Origin of the sequence: Flavobacterium chungangense LMG 26729 (assembly GCF_000735715.2) — a bacterium.
Classification (GTDB): domain Bacteria; phylum Bacteroidota; class Bacteroidia; order Flavobacteriales; family Flavobacteriaceae; genus Flavobacterium; species Flavobacterium chungangense.
Genome location: NZ_JASY01000003.1, coordinates 27,432 through 44,298 on the forward strand (window position 1 = coordinate 27,432; position 16,867 = coordinate 44,298).

A 16,867-nucleotide genomic window follows, 5' to 3' on the forward strand; every position below is an offset into this window, starting at 1 on the left:
TTTTCACCACTTTATAATTAAACTTTATCATACAGCCAAACACGCAGCAATGACAGCAACTGATCAATATCAACTGGTTTCGTGATATAATCTGATGCGCCTGCTTTGATACATTTTTCACGATCACCCGTCATTGCTTTTGCTGTAACCGCTATTAACGGAAGAGATAAATGCTTAGGATTACTTCTTATTTTTTCTGCCGTTTCATAGCCATCCATATTAGGCATCATCATGTCAAGCAAAACAATATCTGTATTTGGATTTTCTTCTAAAACTTTTATGGCTTCATTACCGTCAAAAGCGGTAATAACATTCATTTTAAAAACTTCCAAAGCTTTAGTCAGTGAATAAATATTTCGAACGTCATCATCAACCACTAAAACCGTTTTATCAAATAAAATATTATTGAGCAGATTAAGTTTTTTATAACTCTCTTTTTTACCGTTCTCATTTTTATTTTCTTCAACCAAATGTAAAAAAAGAGAAACTTCATCCAGCATCCTCTGATAAGAATGTGCTGTCTTTACGATAATAGAATCAGCATATTTCTTGATTTTCACTTCTTCTTTTAATGATAAACTTTTTCCTGTAAATACAATTACCGGAAGATTTTCTAAACCTGGACTCTTTTTTACACCATCCAAAATTTGATAGGCCTGTTTATCGGGAATTCCCATATCCAAAATCACACAATCTACATTATTTTTAGTCAAGGATTTTAACCCGTCAGAAACATCACTTTTAATTTCAGAATTAATATTATAGGTTTCTAAAAAATAAGACAGCGCTTTGGCATGCTTTGGATTGTCCTCAATAATTAAAACCTTTTGAGATTCTTTGCTAATGATGTGTTCAATTCTCATAAAAACATCAGGAATTTTTTCAAACGCAACAGGCTTATCCAGAAAATCAACGGCTCCTTTTAATAAGCTTTCCTGTTTTAATTTATGCGATGACATAATATGCACCGGTATAGGTTTGGTTTGCAAATTGTTTTTCAATTCTTCCATAACTTCCCAACCACTTTTTACAGGCAATTCTATGTCTAGTAAAATCCCAACAGGTTTATACATTAAGGCAAAATTCAAAGCATAATCGCCTCGCACTGAAACAATTCCTTTATAACCGCTTTTACGTGTAAAAGTAAGCAGTGATTTTGCAAAATTCATATCATCTTCTACTATCAGAATAACTTTATCATCTTCAGATATCGAATCCCTGTCATCTTCAATTTCTTCAGGAATGGTAGTGCTTATGTATTTTTTTTTGCTTTCTGTTTCCTCATTATTTTCTTCCTGAATTTGAATTGGCGGTGTTTTTTCGACAATAACTTTTTTCATTGATGAACCATAAATTGGCAAACATAATGTAAAACTGCTTCCTTCATTTTCCTTGCTATGCAAAATAATTTCGCCTTTAAGCAATTTTGCTAATTCTCTACTTATTGACAATCCTAAACCAGTCCCGCCGTATTTACGTTTTGTAGAACCATCTGCCTGTTGAAAAGCTTCAAAAATTAAAGGCTGTTTATCTAACGGGATTCCGATTCCGGTATCTTTTACAATGAAACAAATAATTTTATCATCATCATCATTTATTTTTATTTCTAAACTTACAGATCCTTTTTCGGTAAATTTAATAGCGTTCGAAAGCAGATTTTTAAGGATTTGTTCTAAGCGCATTCGATCCGTTTTAATGACAAGAGGTGCTTCTTTTGAGATTATTTCAAAACCGATATTTTTTTCTTTTGCGACCTGAGTAAATAAACTTGCTAAACTATCGGTTATCTCTTTTGTCGTGACCTCCAAAAACTCTAGTTCCATTTTTCCTGCTTCGATTTTAGATAAGTCCAGAATTTCGTCAATTAGTCCCAACAAACTGTTACCGGAACTCATAATTACTCTTGCAAACTCAATTTCTTCTTTGTTCATGCTTTTATTGTTGTTTTCAGACAACAATCGGCTTAAAAGTAAAATAGAGTTTAATGGCGTTCGAAGCTCATGTGACATATTGGCTAAAAACTCAGATTTATAGCGGGTTGTAAGTTCCAGAGCTTCAGATTTTTTCTGAATTTCAGTGTTCTTTTCCTCTAATAAAACACTGCGTTCCGAAAGTTCTTCATTAGTCTGTTCCAGTTCTTCCTGCTGAACCCTCAATTCTTCTTCTGAGGCTTGTAATTTTTCGGTTTGAGCTTCTAATTCAGCATTTATTGATTCTAATTCCGTGTGTTGCAATTGCAGTTCCTCAGATTGTGCCTGAGTTTCTTCTAACAATTCAAAAACACGTCTACGATTTTGAGTCGATTTTAAAGCAATAGCAATATTACTGGAAACAGTTTGTAAAAATTCTAAATCTATATCGCTGTAACCATAGACACTCGCTAACTCAAATGCGCCTTCAATTTTGGTATCAATCAAAGGAACTGCTACAATATGTTTGGGTTTTATTTCTCCCAAAGCGTATGTAATCTGAACATCATTTTCAGAAAACGATTTTAATTCCAGAATTTTTCCTGAAACAACACATTGTCCAATTAAACCTTGTCCTTTTTTAATATGCGTTCTGTTTTTATTAGGGAGATAACTGTAACCTGACGTGGCATACAATTCATCCCCTTCCATTGCATATATTACCCCAGCACTGCTTTTGGTATATTGGCATAAAAATTCAATAATATCTTTTGACATGTTTTCGAGTTCTTTCTCACCCAGCATTACATTATTCAGTTTAGCTATCCCCGTTTGCATCCACTCTTTTTGAGATAACAAACTGAATGAGTGTTTAAGTGAAGTACTCATTGCATTAAGTGATTCGCCAACACTGCCTAAAGCATCCGCTTTTTTATCGTCTACTTTAACATCATAATTTCCATTTGAGATATTTTGTGCAATAGTACTGATTGCCTCAATCCTCTGTGCTGTTTCACTATCTTTTCGCTGTAATTCACTTTGAAGAAATGACCGTTGGTTATAATCTTTTAAGATCCGGATAAAAAAAGTAATCGTAATTATAAACGAGATTATAAAAGCTGCAATAATTAAAATAAAGCTGTAATTGCCATACTTCTCAGATTTTGCATTTCGTTCTTTCAATAAGGACTGTTCGCTATTTTCGATACGCTTAAAATAGCTTCTTATCTCATCCATCATCCTTTTTCCTTCGTTAAGGTCAAAAGTGACTGCATCTTTTTTCAAACGTTTTTTTACAACCTGATTATTGAGATATTTCAAAAAAATATCACGTCGTTCTTTTAATTCTTTTAGGCTTTTTTGCTGCGAAGGGTTATCAATTGTTAATTCTTCGAGTCTGTTAAAAAATGTATTTGAAACTTCTTCAGCATTATTATAGTGATCCAGAAATTGCTCGTCACCAGATATTAAATATCCGCGCATACTGGTTTGAGCATCTGTAATTACAGAAGCTGCTTCGTTTAAATTGTAAATAACTTCCTGAGTATGATTGACCCAATAATTACTTTCTAATAAGTTTCTAATGCTTAAAAAAGAAGCTATAGAACTAATCATCAATATAATTAACGATGCAAAAGAACTGATCAGTAAATTTCTTTTAAAGTTATTTTTTTTCATATATATTATTTTATTTCCTGATATTCTAAGGGTAAAACCATAATAAAACTTGCTCCCTGACCAATTTGACTTTTGGCAGTAATCAATCCGTTATGTTTTTCTATTATTTTTTTTGCAATTGCGAGTCCAATACCGGTTCCTTCGTAGCTTTGACGGTCATTCAGACTTTGAAAAATGATAAAAATCCTATCCAGATAAATCTCGTCGAAACCAATTCCGTTGTCTTTGACAATGATGCGGCAATATTTTCCATCAGCTGAAGGTTTTCCTTCGAAATCTTTAGTTGCGATTAATTCAGATGTGATTTCTATAAAAGGATTTTCTGTATTGTTTGAAAACTTAAGCGCGTTCCCTATCAAATTTTGAAAAACCTGTCTCAATTGACTCGGAATGCTGTCTATAGTTGGAAGCACATTTGTTTTTATTGTTGCATTTTTACGTTCAATGAGGTAATCAAAATCAGATAACACTTCTTGCAGAACTTCATTTAAATCGGTTTTTTCAGGCTGTACTTTTGATGATAATCTCGAATAAGCCAGCAAATCTGTAATTAGAGTCTGCATCCTTTCGGCCGATTTAATAGTACGGTTTACATAATCAACTGCTTTTTCATCTTTAGCCAGATAAAGGTCTTTGATGATTTTAATAAAAATCTGAATCTTTCTTATAGGTTCATTTAAATCATGCGAGACTACCCATGCAAACTGTTGCAGCTCATGATTTTTAAGCTCCAGTTCTTCATTTTTTAAGACTAATTCTTTTGTTCTTTCTGAGATTTTTACTTCAAGATTATCCTGCGCTTCTTTTCGAATCTTAATTTCTTTTGAAAGCAGGTCTTTCATTTCTTTTAACTGATTCTGCTGTTCGTAAATCTTCAGGAAAGTTTTTACCTTCAAAATCAGCAAATCTGTATCAACCGGCTTTGTTATATATTCTACCGCTCCGGTTTCGTATCCTTTAAAAATGTATTTTTTTTCAATATTAAGTGCCGAAAGAAAAATAACAGGAATGTCTTTTGTTTTTTTATTGCCCGAGAGAATTTTTACCACTTCAAAACCATCCAGACCAGGCATCTGAACATCCATGATAATAAGGCAGTAATTTGTTTGTAAAATTTTCTTTAATGCTTCTTCTCCTGATTCTGCGGTATCTACATCGATATCATGTAATTCTAATGTTTTTTTTAAAGCAATAATATTTGCCCTTATATCGTCTACAATTAATATCATCTATTTGTGAGCTAAAGCATTATGATTACAGTACATTTTAAAAATTTACTTTATAATTTAAATTTTTATAAACTCTCAAATATATTTAAAAAAAAATTAACCTTTTGTATTTAGAAATTATATTCCTTACATAATTCCCATGTCTGTTTGTGTGTGCAATCAAAGACTTTTTTGCGACAATCTTAAATTCTTTCAAGTCAAACATTACCAAGGATTAGAATTATTTTAGCAGGTAATCTTAAACATTAAGTATCATGAAAAAGATAAAAACATTTCCTGAACAGAAACAAAGCCTTCCTGGCAATGAATATTTAATGAAACCCGAGCCTGAGATTATCAAAGAAAATTATGCCGGAAGCGGAAAACTTTTAGGGAGAGTCGCGTTTATAACCGGAGGTGACAGCGGAATAGGCCGGAGTGTTGCTGTGCATTTTGCAAGAGAAGGTGCCAATGTTGCAATTGTTTACCTTAAAGAAGATAAAGATGCGCAGACAACCAAAGAATTAATTGAGAAAGAAGGTCAGCAATGCCTCTTAATCAGTGGGGACCTGAAGGATGAAAAATTTTGCAAAAATGCTATAAAAGCCTGTATCAAAACATTTAACAAGATAAATGTGATAGTAAACAATGCTGCTGTTCAGTTTCCTCAAAATGAGCTTGAAAAAATTACTGCGGCACAGCTTCAAAAAACTTTTGAGACCAATATTTATCCTTATTTTTATATTACCAAAGCAGCTTTACCTTTTTTAAACAAAGGCGACAGCATTATAAACACAAGTTCGGTCACTGCTTATCGTGGAAGTGAACATCTTCTTGATTATTCGAGTACAAAAGGTGCTATTTTAAGTTTTACCAGATCGTTATCAACCATGCTTGCAAAAAGACAAATCAGGGTTAACGGCGTTGCTCCTGGCCCCATATGGACACCTCTGATTGTTGCTACATTCGATAAAATTTCTGATTTTGGAAAAGACAATCCAATGGGAAGACCAGGGCAGCCATCAGAAGTTGGGCCTGCTTATGTTTTTCTAGCATCTGAAGACAGCAGTTATATTACCGGGCAATTTATTCACATAAACGGTGGTGAACTGATAGGAGGCTAATTAAATTATGAATTATGAATTTTACTGACATAATGGGTTTGTTCGCAGGATTTTGTGTTACTGTTTCGGTTATTCCGCAAATAATAAAAGTATGGAAAACCAAAAAGGTGCAACAAATTTCACTACTAACCTTTAGCGTACTCACTTTTGGAATTGCGATATGGGTTGTTTACGGGGTTTTAAAAAACGATTTCCCAATCATTATTACCAACAGCATTTCGTTATTCTTAAATCTGATAATGGTTTATTTTCTTATTTACTATGAAAAAGAATAAGTCCTAAAATAAAAAAAACAGCCTGATAAAAGCTGTTTTTTTTCAATATGTAATGCTCTGCTAGCTAACTAATTTTTGATTGTATAATTTACTGAATGCCAGATGATATTTTTCTTTAAATACTTTTGATAAATAATTTCGGCTCATGTGGCCGGTTCCTGAAAACGCATTCAAAAAATTCAAATTAGAAACTCTTTTAAGTTCTTCTATTTGTTTATTGGCGAGTGTTAAAATTGGCTTTATGTCTTTCATATATCCATATGTATGCTGATCGAGTTCTGTTTCTAAAATGTTTTCTACAATTCTTTTACTCAATAATTTTTTTACAATTCCTTTTTGCGGAATAGCCTCAATTTCTTTGATCTTTTGTGCGATTTTAAAATTTTGCGGCTCAATATTGATATATTGTCCTGATGTATTATAGAAAATCTTATTTAAATCTGACAAGAGACCAATATCATCTGTTTTAGAAGCAGTACAGATCACAATCGACATCTGAACACGTTTATATCCGTCCAAATAAAAAATATTATTAATATTTGATGTGTTTCTGATAATACCGCTTTGATTGGTTTTTATTTTTTTTATTGCACCATTGATTCCAAAACTATGATTAAAGCTACCCTCTGAACAGTAAGCGAATAAAATAGGAGAATGTGCGCAGGATTCCATGCTAAGCAACGTATCATCATTAAATACGATATCAAATTGTATATATGAAATTTGTTTATTAAAAGTGATACCACTTATAAACCCGTTTGCATTTTTAGACTTAACCGTTAAATTGTATTGATTATTTTCTGAAGTTAATGTCCCATTCAAACTATCTTTAAGGTCATTAAAAATAGTGTTCATTCTGCCTGTATTTAAGTAAAGTTTTTTCATCTGATCGTTTTTAAAAATGAGTTTTATAATTAAAAAGAGTTCGGAATTTTAAACTTTAATTTTTTATAATTAATTCTATCTCTTTTGAACAATTCAAATTTCGATATACTGTGAAGGTTTGTTGTTATATAATTTTTCGCAGGACTTTCATAATTAATAGTTTATAAAAAAACAACATGTCTGATAAAAACAAAAACAGCTGCTCCAACTTAATGTTTGAACAGCTGTTTTTTCAGCAAAATAAAAAAATCCTAACCTATGAATCTAATTAAGCTTTAAGTGAGTTTATTAATATCGGCATTAGTCGAATAGTTTTTTTCGGGTATGTCTTTAAAAAATTCAGCTGCTTCCAAATCGGCAGATGGGCCATATCCTAATAAATAAGTACCTTTTTTATTGTCTGCCGTTTCTATAATATACAAAATTGACATATCGTCCGGATCGCTCATTCCTTCGTATCTATGATGGGCTACAATAAAAATCTCTTCCGGTTTATAAGAATATTTAGATTCTGTTTCTAAAAGAGAGTCATCCTTAAACAAAAAATTACAGCAATACCCTTTTTTTTGATACTCCTCTATATATTCTAATTCGTGTTTTGAAAGTTCTTTTTTCATGATAATTTGAATTATATGATTCATTAAAGTTTTTCAAACCTTTCTAAGCAAATTTCACTTATTTAAAAAGAACCTTTTGACTCAAAAAATATTTTTTTTATCCCATTAAGTCATTTGTGCAAAAATTAAAAAAAGCAACTATGATCTATTCAATATAGAACAATATTGAGATTTTAACCCGAAAAAAAGCAATTAAAACAATGCCATATCCGAATTATCAATATCGTGGAACCAACCAGAAATAGAGCCAGATTGGCTCAGCAAATTGTAAAATGCAGAAAAGTATAAGGAATTACAATAATCAAAACTAAAAGATAAAGGCAGTACTTTTAATCTTTATTTTGAAAAACAAAATTATTAACTGTTGGAACAAAATTCTCCCAGTCCATTTGCAGGGCATGCTCAATAGACTTTATAATGTCATTCATTAAAACTGGCTTGGTTATAAATAAACTGGCTCCTAAAGCACGACATTTTTCGATAATTCCGGGCTCATTTGATGTTGAAAATATAATGATCGGAATATTTAGTTTATCGCCATTATAAAGTTCTGCCAAAACATCAAAACCGTTTTTCCCCGGCATGTTCAAATCCAAAAAAATAACATTCGGTGTTGGTGGGGGATTATAAATTGCATTTAACAGTTTTTCTCCACCAGTGTATGTCTGAAGTTTTATTTCTTTATGCAATGATTCTACAGCATCAGCAAAAATACTCAAATCATCATCATCATCATCAGTGTAGAATATAGTTATTGCATCCATAAGAATTTTTAAATTAATAAATCTACGTCAAAGATAAATAATTTAACAGGATTACCAATTACATCACAATTTCTGAAAACAGGAAAAATAGAAATATCATAATCCTAAGAATGAATTATATAACTGTAAAAAACTAAAAAAACTGTTCTTTATTTTTTGTAGAAATTTTAAAAATAAAACCATGGGAGATCATAAAGACCTTAAAAATATTTCAGCAGCTGAAAAAATAAAAGATCTGGCTGAAGATATAAAAACGTGTATGCTGTGTACATATAAAAACGAAAAATTACAATCTCGCCCAATGTCATTTCAGGAGATTGACGAATATGGAATTTTTTTTTTCTTATCAGATAAAAACAGTAACAAAAATGAAGAAATTTCAGCGAATTCAAAAGTCGAAATTATTTTTGCCCAGCCTCACGACAAATTCATGATCCTGCATGGCAATGCTACTATTTCGTATGATCGAAAAAGGATTAAAGAATTATGGAATCCTATAATCAAGATCTGGATGACCGGCGGTGCTGATGATCCTAATTTGAGTATCATAAAAGTTGTTCCCGAAGTTGGCTATTACTGGAATAATAAAAATGGTAAAATGGTTGCAATTGCAAAAATGACAGTAGCTTTTGTAACCGGAAAAACAATGGATGACGGAATAGAAGGCAATCTTGAACTATAGAAGGACATAAAAATGGTAATTGAAATGATTAATTGTCATTTTTATATTTTTTTTAAATTCAAGTATCGTTTTGTTTTTTAACCTCAAAAATCGATACTGCTATTTCCCGAAACATCAATGATTTTTTTGCACTCAAAATTACTGCACTGCTTTTTTAAATATCTCTATTGATGGACCTTCTGGCATGATATCTCTATTTTAATAAACTAAAAAAGCACAGTATGAACTGCGCTTTTTAATATTTAATAAAAAATTACTCTAATTCTGCAGCTTCAAGGTTTACTGCATTTACTGCTACTTCAGTAAGTTTTTTATCTGCTCCTTTTTCCTCATCAAGTGTTTGCTCTAATAAAGCAGCTGCTTCTTCGAATCCTAATGTTTCTGCAAATTGTCTAAGGGTTCCGTAAGTTGCAATTTCATAATGTTCAATTTTTTGACTTGCTGCAATTATTCCGGCATCACGTACCACACCTAATTCTGTTTCTTCAAGAATTCCTTTTCCTTCTTCGATTAAACCATCCATGGCATCACATTTTTTAGCTGTCGCTTTTTTACCTATCAGTTCAAAAACTTTTTCCAGACGAATGACATGTTCTTCTGTTTCGGTGAGATGAGCATTCAATGCTTCGATTAAGTCAGCTGAAGTTGCATTCTTTGCCATTTTTGGAAGGGCTTTTGTCAGGGCTTTTTCTGCCCAATAGATATCTTTAAGACTATCCTCAAACAATTCTGTCAGGCCCGTTGCAGCATTTGACTTTGGTTTTACTGCTCCACTTTTTTTAGCTTCTTGTTTAAGAGCTGTTTCTTTTTTATTATCTGTAGTTTTCATAATTATAAATTTTTATTGATTAATGTTTTCAAAATTAGATTGTTAATCAGCCCTTTACTTATATTATTCAAATCCAGAGTTTCAAGATGAACACCTGTATATTATGAAAGGAGATCGATAAATCCTGTAAGATGATTCTTTTAAATGATGAATAAATTTGTAATATCTAATATTAAAACAAACACCATGAAAACTCACATATTATATCATACAAACAAATACAACGATTACGAAAACGCACAGCTTTACTTTGAACAAAAATTTCAGGGTGGATTTTTAGACCCTGATGCTGCTGTGTTAATTGAAAAAGCGATTGATAAACTTCTGAAAAAGGATAATATATGTCGAAATGAAAATATTCCAAATGATGGAACTATGAGCGAAGAAGAATATGTTAAAAAACATCAGGAAGATGATAATTACTACAAACCTGAAAAAACGGAACAGGAAGAAGAAGGCATACAAAACGATGAAAACTTAGATTATGACGAGTTAGAACAACGAAATGACTAATCATAAACTAAATATTAATAATAAAAACTACTATTATGAACACTATAGATCAAAATACTACGGATAAAAATGTCCTTATGAATGAGGAACTGTATCAAAACAATGAACAGAGACAAAGCAACAGAGAAATCGCCGAACAGGGATTTGCAGTTCGAAATGGTCATGATCCAAACAAACCAAATCCTGATGAACGAATCACAAATGATGAAGATGATTTAGACGACCTAAATGATGATTTTCACGCTGACAGAGATCTCGAAGGCGAAGACAACTTAGACGATGTGGATGAAGAAATTGACCTTGACGGCGATGAGAGAATCGTTAATGATGAATTTGACAATCCTTCTGATTCATTCGAAAATACCTTTGATGAAACAGAAGAAGATTTAGAAGAAATTGATCAGGACGACGAAGAGATTAAAGAAGAGGACGGCTTTGAATATAAAGAAGATGATATTCAGGAAGAAAAAAATGAAGAAAATTATCCTTCAAATGATCCCAGAAAATTCTAAGCTTGTATAAATAAAATACCACCAAAAAACCGTTAGAGCTTCTAACGGTTTTTTTTAGACACTATCCTAAAAAGTGTGTAAGTATAAAAATAACGGGGGTTGACTTTTTAATTAAAGTTGAACCCTTTTTTCAAATATAGCTAAGAACTGATTGAGTATTAATCCCCAATTTTTTCCAGAGCCGGAATATCATCCATTTTTTCAAGACGTTCCGCCAGACCCGCTCTTGCTTCTGTAAGTTCTTCTTCGGCTTTAATCAGTTCCTTGTACCATTTGTCTTTTTCAAAACTGTCTGAACTTTCTATTTTACGCATGATTTCATAAATTTCACCTTCAGCTTCCATCACTCTTAATCTTTTATAATACGTCAGGCTTTCTGTCATATGAGCGAGTGCAATCATCGCAGTTAAAAAAGGATGGTTGTTGGTTACATTGACATCCTTAATTCTTCCATGTTCCAGTTCGACTTTAAGCGCAAAAGCAAATTCTTCCATGTTAAATACTTCATACTTACTGTCCGGATTTAAGTAAGCTTTTATAGATTCAACATTATTCATCGTAGAAAGATCAACATCGGTTTCTTTTTCATCACTCAAATCTTTAAAAACCAATCTTCCAATTACTCTTGCTTCCTCAACGGTTGGATCATTATCCGGATTTTCAAAATCCCTGACCGACCAGTCCCAATTATCCGGATGAATCGGTTTTATATATTTTTCGCAAAAATCTGTTACATCATTTTTTAAGCTTACCATTTCATCTTCTCTTTTGATGTAAACATCCTGATAAGCACCACTTTTTGTTCCCATGATTTTATGTTTTATTTTAAAATTGCAAACGACACATTTACCAAAATAAATGTGCCGTTTTTTTACTTTCCTTTTTTGAAGTTTTATCTAAATTTTTCTTCTTCCGCTAATTAATGACAGCAGAAATAATACAATAAATATAAAGAATAAGACTTTAGCGATACTAGCGGTTCCGGCAGCTATTCCTCCGAAACCAAATATTCCGGCTACTATAGCCAGGATAATAAAAATGACTGTCCAACGTAACATAATATCGATTTTTTAGTTAATACTGATTTTTTTTGTTATATCAAATTTCCATTTTTAACAGGAATTAGATTAACTCAAAACATTATTTTTTTATCGCAATCGAATGTTATTCTTAATGTAGATTAAGTCATTTTTAGCTTTTAAAAACTATTTTTGTAATGAAAACTATAGCATTATGAAAAAATATGACTTTTTAATATTAGGTAAAAATCAACCCATACTTGAAATTTTGCTAAGGTTAGTAAATGCAAATGAAAACTGGAATGCCGTTGGGTTTAATGATGAAGAATTAGCCAAGGATCACTTTTTACAGTATAATGTTGATTTTGTTCTATTAAGCGCTGCAATTGAGGATCATGTCGAAAAGGAATTTTCAGCATTTTGTTTAAAAGCCCATCCGGGAGTTGAAATCATAGAACATTTTGGTGGCGGAAGCGGATTGCTTCAGTCTGAAATTTATGACCGGCTTTATAAAAAAGGAGAACTTTAAGATGGAGAAAAAGTATTCAGTTGCAATTTATCCTTCGCAGAATGTTATTGATGCTGTCAAAACAATGAAGGAGTATTTAAAAAGCAAAATCAACTGGTACAACAGCTGTAACTCTACTGCGCATATTACGATCTGCGAATTCACAATTGACGATTCTCAAATTAATATCTTCAAACAAAAACTTGTTAAAGTCTGCGATACTTTTACACCTCTCCTCATTTATCTGGATCATTTTTCGTTTTATGAAAACAGCGGTGCCTTTTTTATTGCTCCCAATGAAGTTTCGAAAAATAATCTGAAGCCGGTCATGAAAAAGATTCAGGAAACTCTGAAATCTTTAAAACTAAAAAAAAGCGACGATCCGCACCTGTCGATTGGCCGAAAACTCTCTTCTGAAAATCTCAAAATAGCGTCACAGCTTTTTACTACTATTGAAATTGATTTTTTGTGTAAAGAAATTGTCTTACGCGAACTCGACCCTATTAAAAAACAGTTTTTTGTTATTGATACTTTTATATTTAACGGAAATGCACAACCTGAATTTGTTCAGGGAAGTTTGTTTTGATTTTGTAAAATGTTAGAAGTTAGAAAGTGAATAATAATTAGTTTTACATTTTACATTTTACATCTCACATTTTACATCTCACATTCTACATCTCACAATTAGTTTCCGTATATTTGAATTTTACAATTCACACTTATGAAATCATTAGACTCTTTTTACAAGGATATTACCGAAGGCTCAACTGTAGAACCAAATTCATTATTGCCAAGTGACATTCAGAAAGAGATTGGTCATTTTAATATTTTTGATATCAAAGATCTTTTAGAAAGGCTTTCCAGTAAGTGCGCCGCCATGCCTTATGACCGACGAGCCTATTACAAAATAAGTTTAATTCGCGGAAAAAACAGAGCAGAATATGCCGACAAAATAATCGAAATTGAAAAGCAGGGACTTTTGTTTGCCACACCCAGGATCCCATACAATTATATCCCTCAGGAAACCAATCAGGCTGGACAATTTTGTGTATTTTCGAGTGAATTTTTATCGAAAAATAAAAGTGGAATTGATTTAAACGAACTACCTATTTTTGCTTCAGACGGCTATCCTGTTTTTCAGCTTTCGGATGAAGAAGTTTCAGAAGTAGAATTGATTTTCAATAAAATACAAAAAGAAATCAACTCTGATTATGTCTATAAATATGATTTGATTCGGAATTATGTCGCTGAGTTAATTCACTTTGGACAGAAATTACAGCCCATTACAGCATTGTATTCCAAACATAATTCGGCTGCAAGGGTTTCTTCTTTATTTGCAGAATTATTAGAAAGACAGTTCCCAATAGAATCGACGCATCAGCGTTTAGAACTAAGAACCGCCAAGGATTTTGCAGAAAGGCTATCTGTTCATGTTAATCACTTAAACAAAGTTTTGAAGGAAAACACAGGAAAGACTACAACAGAATTAATCAGTTCCCGATTAACCAGCGAAGCCAAAATTCTTTTAAAACAAACCGACTGGAATATTTCTGAAATTGCCTATTCGCTGGGTTTTGAAGAACTGGCACACTTCTCAAACTTCTTTAAAAAACAAACCTCTCTAACACCACTGGCTTTCAGAAATTAATTTAAAAATTTCAAGTTTAAAGTTCCAATTTTGAGTTTGAGTTGAAATTGACATTAATTTTTGAAATTGTTATTGACATTGTTATTAAATTTTGACATTGATATTGACATTGATATTGCTATTGACATTGCTATTGAATTTTAAATTCTGATTTGAATTTCGCAAACATCGATTTGATATTTACAATATATAAATATTGCTTCGCTCCTACCTTTGACTTATTAATTTAAATCAAACAAAATGGCAGTAAATACAAAAATCGCCTTGGTAACAGGCGGAAGCAGGGGTTTGGGAAAAAATATGGCAATCGCAATTGCAAAAAAAGGAATTGACGTAATTATTACTTATAACAGTAAAAAAGACGAAGCTGATGAAGTAGTCAAAGAGATTGAAACTTTAGGTCAGACAGCAGCTGCAATTCAGTTAAATGTAGCTGATTCCGCTACTTTTGATTCCTTTATTGAAAACGTTTCAACTGTTCTGAAAAACACTTTCAAAACAAATAAATTCGACTTTTTGGTAAACAATGCCGGAATCGGAATTCATAATTCATTTGCAGAAACTACCGAAGACGAATTTGACCTCCTGACTAATATTCATTTTAAAGGCCCTTTCTTTTTAACCCAAAAAGCATTACCCATACTAAACGATGGCGGCGGAATTGTAAATATCTCAAGTGGTCTGGCAAGATTTTCATTTCCGGGTTACGCTGCTTATGCTTCGATGAAAGGCGCTATCGAAACTCTGACACAATATCAGGCAAAAGAACTGGGCGAGAGAAAAATCAGAGCCAACATAGTGGCTCCCGGTGCTATTGAAACTGATTTTGGCGGAGGCGCTGTTCGTGACAATGATGAAATAAACCAAATGATTGCCGGCTTAACCTCTTTAGGAAGAGTTGGTCTTCCTGATGATATTGGCGGTGTAGTTGCCTTTTTATGTTCTGAAGAATCCCGTTGGGTAAATGGACAGCGTATTGAGGTTTCGGGAGGAATATTTTTATAATATTTTAGAAATTCAACCTGTTTTTCAACACACAAAAACATAGATTTTTCTTTTTTGAAAAGGTTAAAAAAGACAAACTCATTTCTCAACAATAGCTATTCGCTTTTTAAATAAGTTAAGCACCTTTTTACGCTTACAAAAGCTATGTTTCTATCTGTTTTAAATTAACACTATACTTCTTTAAAAACAAAACCCGATAAGCCAAAACTTATCGGGTTTGTCGTTTAAATATCTGAATTAGTAAGTAAGCACATTTAATTTTTTTCGATACTCACATCGAATCCTCCATTTTTATCAAAAATGAGATCGTAAAACTTTGAATCTTTTTTGACTCCAACTTCATAAGTAGTTTGGTTTTTATCATCAACCACTACTGCCATTTCTTTTATTGCTTTTGCCTGATAATTTTTCTTCAGGTAGGTTTGTGCTTTTAGCGGCAGCTTGCTTAATGGAATCTGCAATTCATATGCTTTCATATTGCCTAGATTATCATAAATCGCCAATGCTTTTGTAGTATTGTTTACATTGTATTTAGCTTCATAGCGGATTTCATCATTATCATCACCCACGTATTCTTCATACCAGACAGGTGTTTTTCCGGGATATTCTTTTTCAAAAGCAACTCTTACCAGTTCAGGAGGGGTTACTGTTTTTTTCATATTCGTTCCTTCCTGTGCAATTAAAAAACTAAAGCTGAACAGAGCGAAAATTACAAATATTCTTTTCATTTTTTCTATCATTAAAAAATTAATAAATTCAAAAAATCAGTACTAAATTTACTACTTATAAATGAATTTAAAATGAAGTTTCCATGAAATTTTCAGTTTAAATTAAAAATAATCTGATTTTTAATTGACAAAACAAGTAACTTTTTGATGTACTAACCGTCTAATCTCCAAACCAAATCATCACCTATGAAAGACAATAAAAAATTTGAAACTTCTCCCCAGCTTTATGCCCGAATCGCAGGGTTGTTTTATTTACTCATCATCATAGCCGGTGCTTTTGCTGAAACCTTTGTCCGAAATAAACTAGTTGTTTATGGAGATGCAACGGCTACTGCAAACAACATCATCCATTCTGAATTTTTATGGAAAATTGGCATTACCGCAGATTTGATTATGCAGATTTGTGATCTGCCTGTAATAATAATTCTCTATTATTTACTTAGGCCTGTAAACAAAAAACTTGCACTCCTTAATCTTTCTTTCAATTTGATTCAGACTGCTGTTTTGGTTGCCAACAAATTAAATCTACTGGCAGCGCTTTTCTTTTTGGGAGATGCTGATTATTTAAAATCCTTTAGTCCGGATCAATTGCATACATTATCTTATCTTTCTATAAAATTGCACGACTTTGGCTTCGGGGTTGGATTGATCTTTTTTGGTTTTGTATGTCTTATCGAAGGGTATTTAATTTACAAATCGGGCTATTTTCCAAAAATATTTGGAGTACTGATGACAATCGCCGGATTTTGTTATCTGATAAACAGTTTTGCGTTAATTCTGTTGCCGCAGCTTTCCAGTATTCTATTATTGATGCCTTGCCTTATCGCAGAATTAGCACTTAGCTTATGGCTTATTTTTAAAGGTGTAAATCTTCCTGTTTGGAAAGAAAAGTTAGCAGTTAGCTAATCTAAAATAAAATCAGAATTAAAAAAGCCTGCAGGAAATGAATCTTAGCAGGCCTCT

19 protein-coding genes are annotated in these 16,867 nt (G+C 32.2%); 10 read left to right on the forward strand and 9 right to left on the reverse strand.

The window, feature by feature from the left end:
- Window positions 1-17 precede the first annotated feature (17 nt).
- Together JE46_RS07720 and JE46_RS07725 are read right to left on the reverse strand one after the other, a co-directional pair.
- On the reverse strand, window positions 18-3,587 hold the full coding sequence (locus JE46_RS07720) for a response regulator (protein ID WP_031454687.1): 3,570 nt from the start codon (window positions 3,585-3,587) through the stop codon (window positions 18-20).
- 5 nt (window positions 3,588-3,592) lie between these two features.
- The gene (locus tag JE46_RS07725; RefSeq protein WP_031454688.1) at window positions 3,593-4,816 is read right to left on the reverse strand and encodes a hybrid sensor histidine kinase/response regulator; all 1,224 of its coding nucleotides are present in this window, start codon (window positions 4,814-4,816) and stop codon (window positions 3,593-3,595) included.
- A 254-nt stretch (window positions 4,817-5,070) separates the two neighbouring features.
- On the opposite strand from JE46_RS07725, the gene JE46_RS07730 reads away from it, so the two are divergent.
- Window positions 5,071-5,919: an SDR family oxidoreductase gene (locus JE46_RS07730; protein ID WP_031454689.1), complete on the forward strand. Its 849-nt coding sequence runs from the start codon at window positions 5,071-5,073 to the stop codon at window positions 5,917-5,919.
- Between the two features lie 14 nt (window positions 5,920-5,933).
- A complete protein-coding gene (locus tag JE46_RS07735; protein ID WP_031454690.1) occupies window positions 5,934-6,194 on the forward strand; it encodes a SemiSWEET family sugar transporter in 261 nt (86 codons plus the stop codon).
- A gap of 60 nt (window positions 6,195-6,254) precedes the next feature.
- On the opposite strand, the gene JE46_RS07740 is transcribed toward JE46_RS07735, so the two are convergent.
- From JE46_RS07740 to JE46_RS07750, 3 genes are all read right to left on the reverse strand, one after another.
- Window positions 6,255-7,079: a hypothetical protein gene (locus tag JE46_RS07740; RefSeq protein WP_031454691.1), complete on the reverse strand. Its 825-nt coding sequence runs from the start codon at window positions 7,077-7,079 to the stop codon at window positions 6,255-6,257.
- 275 nt (window positions 7,080-7,354) lie between these two features.
- Window positions 7,355-7,696: a hypothetical protein gene (locus tag JE46_RS07745; RefSeq protein WP_031454692.1), complete on the reverse strand. Its 342-nt coding sequence runs from the start codon at window positions 7,694-7,696 to the stop codon at window positions 7,355-7,357.
- A gap of 329 nt (window positions 7,697-8,025) precedes the next feature.
- Window positions 8,026-8,460, reverse strand: coding sequence for a response regulator (locus tag JE46_RS07750; RefSeq protein WP_031454693.1), 435 nt, complete (start codon window positions 8,458-8,460; stop codon window positions 8,026-8,028).
- Between the two features lie 181 nt (window positions 8,461-8,641).
- On the opposite strand from JE46_RS07750, the gene JE46_RS07755 reads away from it, so the two are divergent.
- On the forward strand, window positions 8,642-9,142 hold the full coding sequence (locus tag JE46_RS07755) for a pyridoxamine 5'-phosphate oxidase family protein (protein WP_031454694.1): 501 nt from the start codon (window positions 8,642-8,644) through the stop codon (window positions 9,140-9,142).
- Between the two features lie 253 nt (window positions 9,143-9,395).
- On the opposite strand, the gene JE46_RS07760 is transcribed toward JE46_RS07755, so the two are convergent.
- Window positions 9,396-9,971, reverse strand: a complete 576-nt coding sequence (locus JE46_RS07760) for a YciE/YciF ferroxidase family protein (protein WP_031454695.1) — start codon at window positions 9,969-9,971, stop codon at window positions 9,396-9,398.
- Between the two features lie 186 nt (window positions 9,972-10,157).
- Between JE46_RS07760 and JE46_RS07765 the strand changes: the two genes are divergently transcribed.
- Complete coding sequence (locus JE46_RS07765; protein ID WP_031454696.1) at window positions 10,158-10,484, forward strand: hypothetical protein; 327 nt, start codon at window positions 10,158-10,160, stop codon at window positions 10,482-10,484.
- 35 nt (window positions 10,485-10,519) lie between these two features.
- Window positions 10,520-10,996 carry a hypothetical protein gene (locus JE46_RS07770; protein WP_031454697.1) on the forward strand — a complete coding sequence of 159 codons (477 nt, stop codon included), beginning with the start codon at window positions 10,520-10,522 and terminating at the stop codon, window positions 10,994-10,996.
- A gap of 158 nt (window positions 10,997-11,154) precedes the next feature.
- Here JE46_RS07770 and JE46_RS07775 read toward each other — a convergent pair whose 3' ends face one another.
- Window positions 11,155-11,805, reverse strand: coding sequence for a DUF5661 family protein (locus JE46_RS07775; RefSeq protein ID WP_031454698.1), 651 nt, complete (start codon window positions 11,803-11,805; stop codon window positions 11,155-11,157).
- An 87-nt stretch (window positions 11,806-11,892) separates the two neighbouring features.
- Window positions 11,893-12,054: a DUF1328 domain-containing protein gene (locus tag JE46_RS23820; protein WP_031454699.1), complete on the reverse strand. Its 162-nt coding sequence runs from the start codon at window positions 12,052-12,054 to the stop codon at window positions 11,893-11,895.
- A gap of 175 nt (window positions 12,055-12,229) precedes the next feature.
- On the opposite strand from JE46_RS23820, the gene JE46_RS07780 reads away from it, so the two are divergent.
- The 4 genes from JE46_RS07780 to JE46_RS07795 all read left to right on the forward strand — a co-directional run bounded on the left by JE46_RS07780 (window position 12,230) and on the right by JE46_RS07795 (window position 15,176).
- Complete coding sequence (locus JE46_RS07780; protein ID WP_031454700.1) at window positions 12,230-12,544, forward strand: hypothetical protein; 315 nt, start codon at window positions 12,230-12,232, stop codon at window positions 12,542-12,544.
- Window position 12,545: 1 nt separating this feature from the next.
- Complete coding sequence (locus tag JE46_RS07785) at window positions 12,546-13,109, forward strand: 2'-5' RNA ligase family protein (RefSeq protein ID WP_031454701.1); 564 nt, start codon at window positions 12,546-12,548, stop codon at window positions 13,107-13,109.
- Between the two features lie 135 nt (window positions 13,110-13,244).
- On the forward strand, window positions 13,245-14,171 hold the full coding sequence (locus JE46_RS07790; protein WP_031454702.1) for a helix-turn-helix domain-containing protein: 927 nt from the start codon (window positions 13,245-13,247) through the stop codon (window positions 14,169-14,171).
- A gap of 240 nt (window positions 14,172-14,411) precedes the next feature.
- Window positions 14,412-15,176 (forward strand): SDR family NAD(P)-dependent oxidoreductase, encoded by a 765-nt coding sequence (locus JE46_RS07795; protein WP_031454703.1) that lies wholly within the window; start codon window positions 14,412-14,414, stop codon window positions 15,174-15,176.
- A 254-nt stretch (window positions 15,177-15,430) separates the two neighbouring features.
- On the opposite strand, the gene JE46_RS07800 is transcribed toward JE46_RS07795, so the two are convergent.
- Window positions 15,431-15,904 carry a hypothetical protein gene (locus JE46_RS07800; RefSeq protein WP_031454704.1) on the reverse strand — a complete coding sequence of 158 codons (474 nt, stop codon included), beginning with the start codon at window positions 15,902-15,904 and terminating at the stop codon, window positions 15,431-15,433.
- A 186-nt stretch (window positions 15,905-16,090) separates the two neighbouring features.
- Between JE46_RS07800 and JE46_RS07805 the strand changes: the two genes are divergently transcribed.
- On the forward strand, window positions 16,091-16,810 hold the full coding sequence (locus JE46_RS07805; protein ID WP_031454705.1) for a DUF4386 domain-containing protein: 720 nt from the start codon (window positions 16,091-16,093) through the stop codon (window positions 16,808-16,810).
- The last annotated feature ends 57 nt before the right edge of the window (window positions 16,811-16,867 follow it).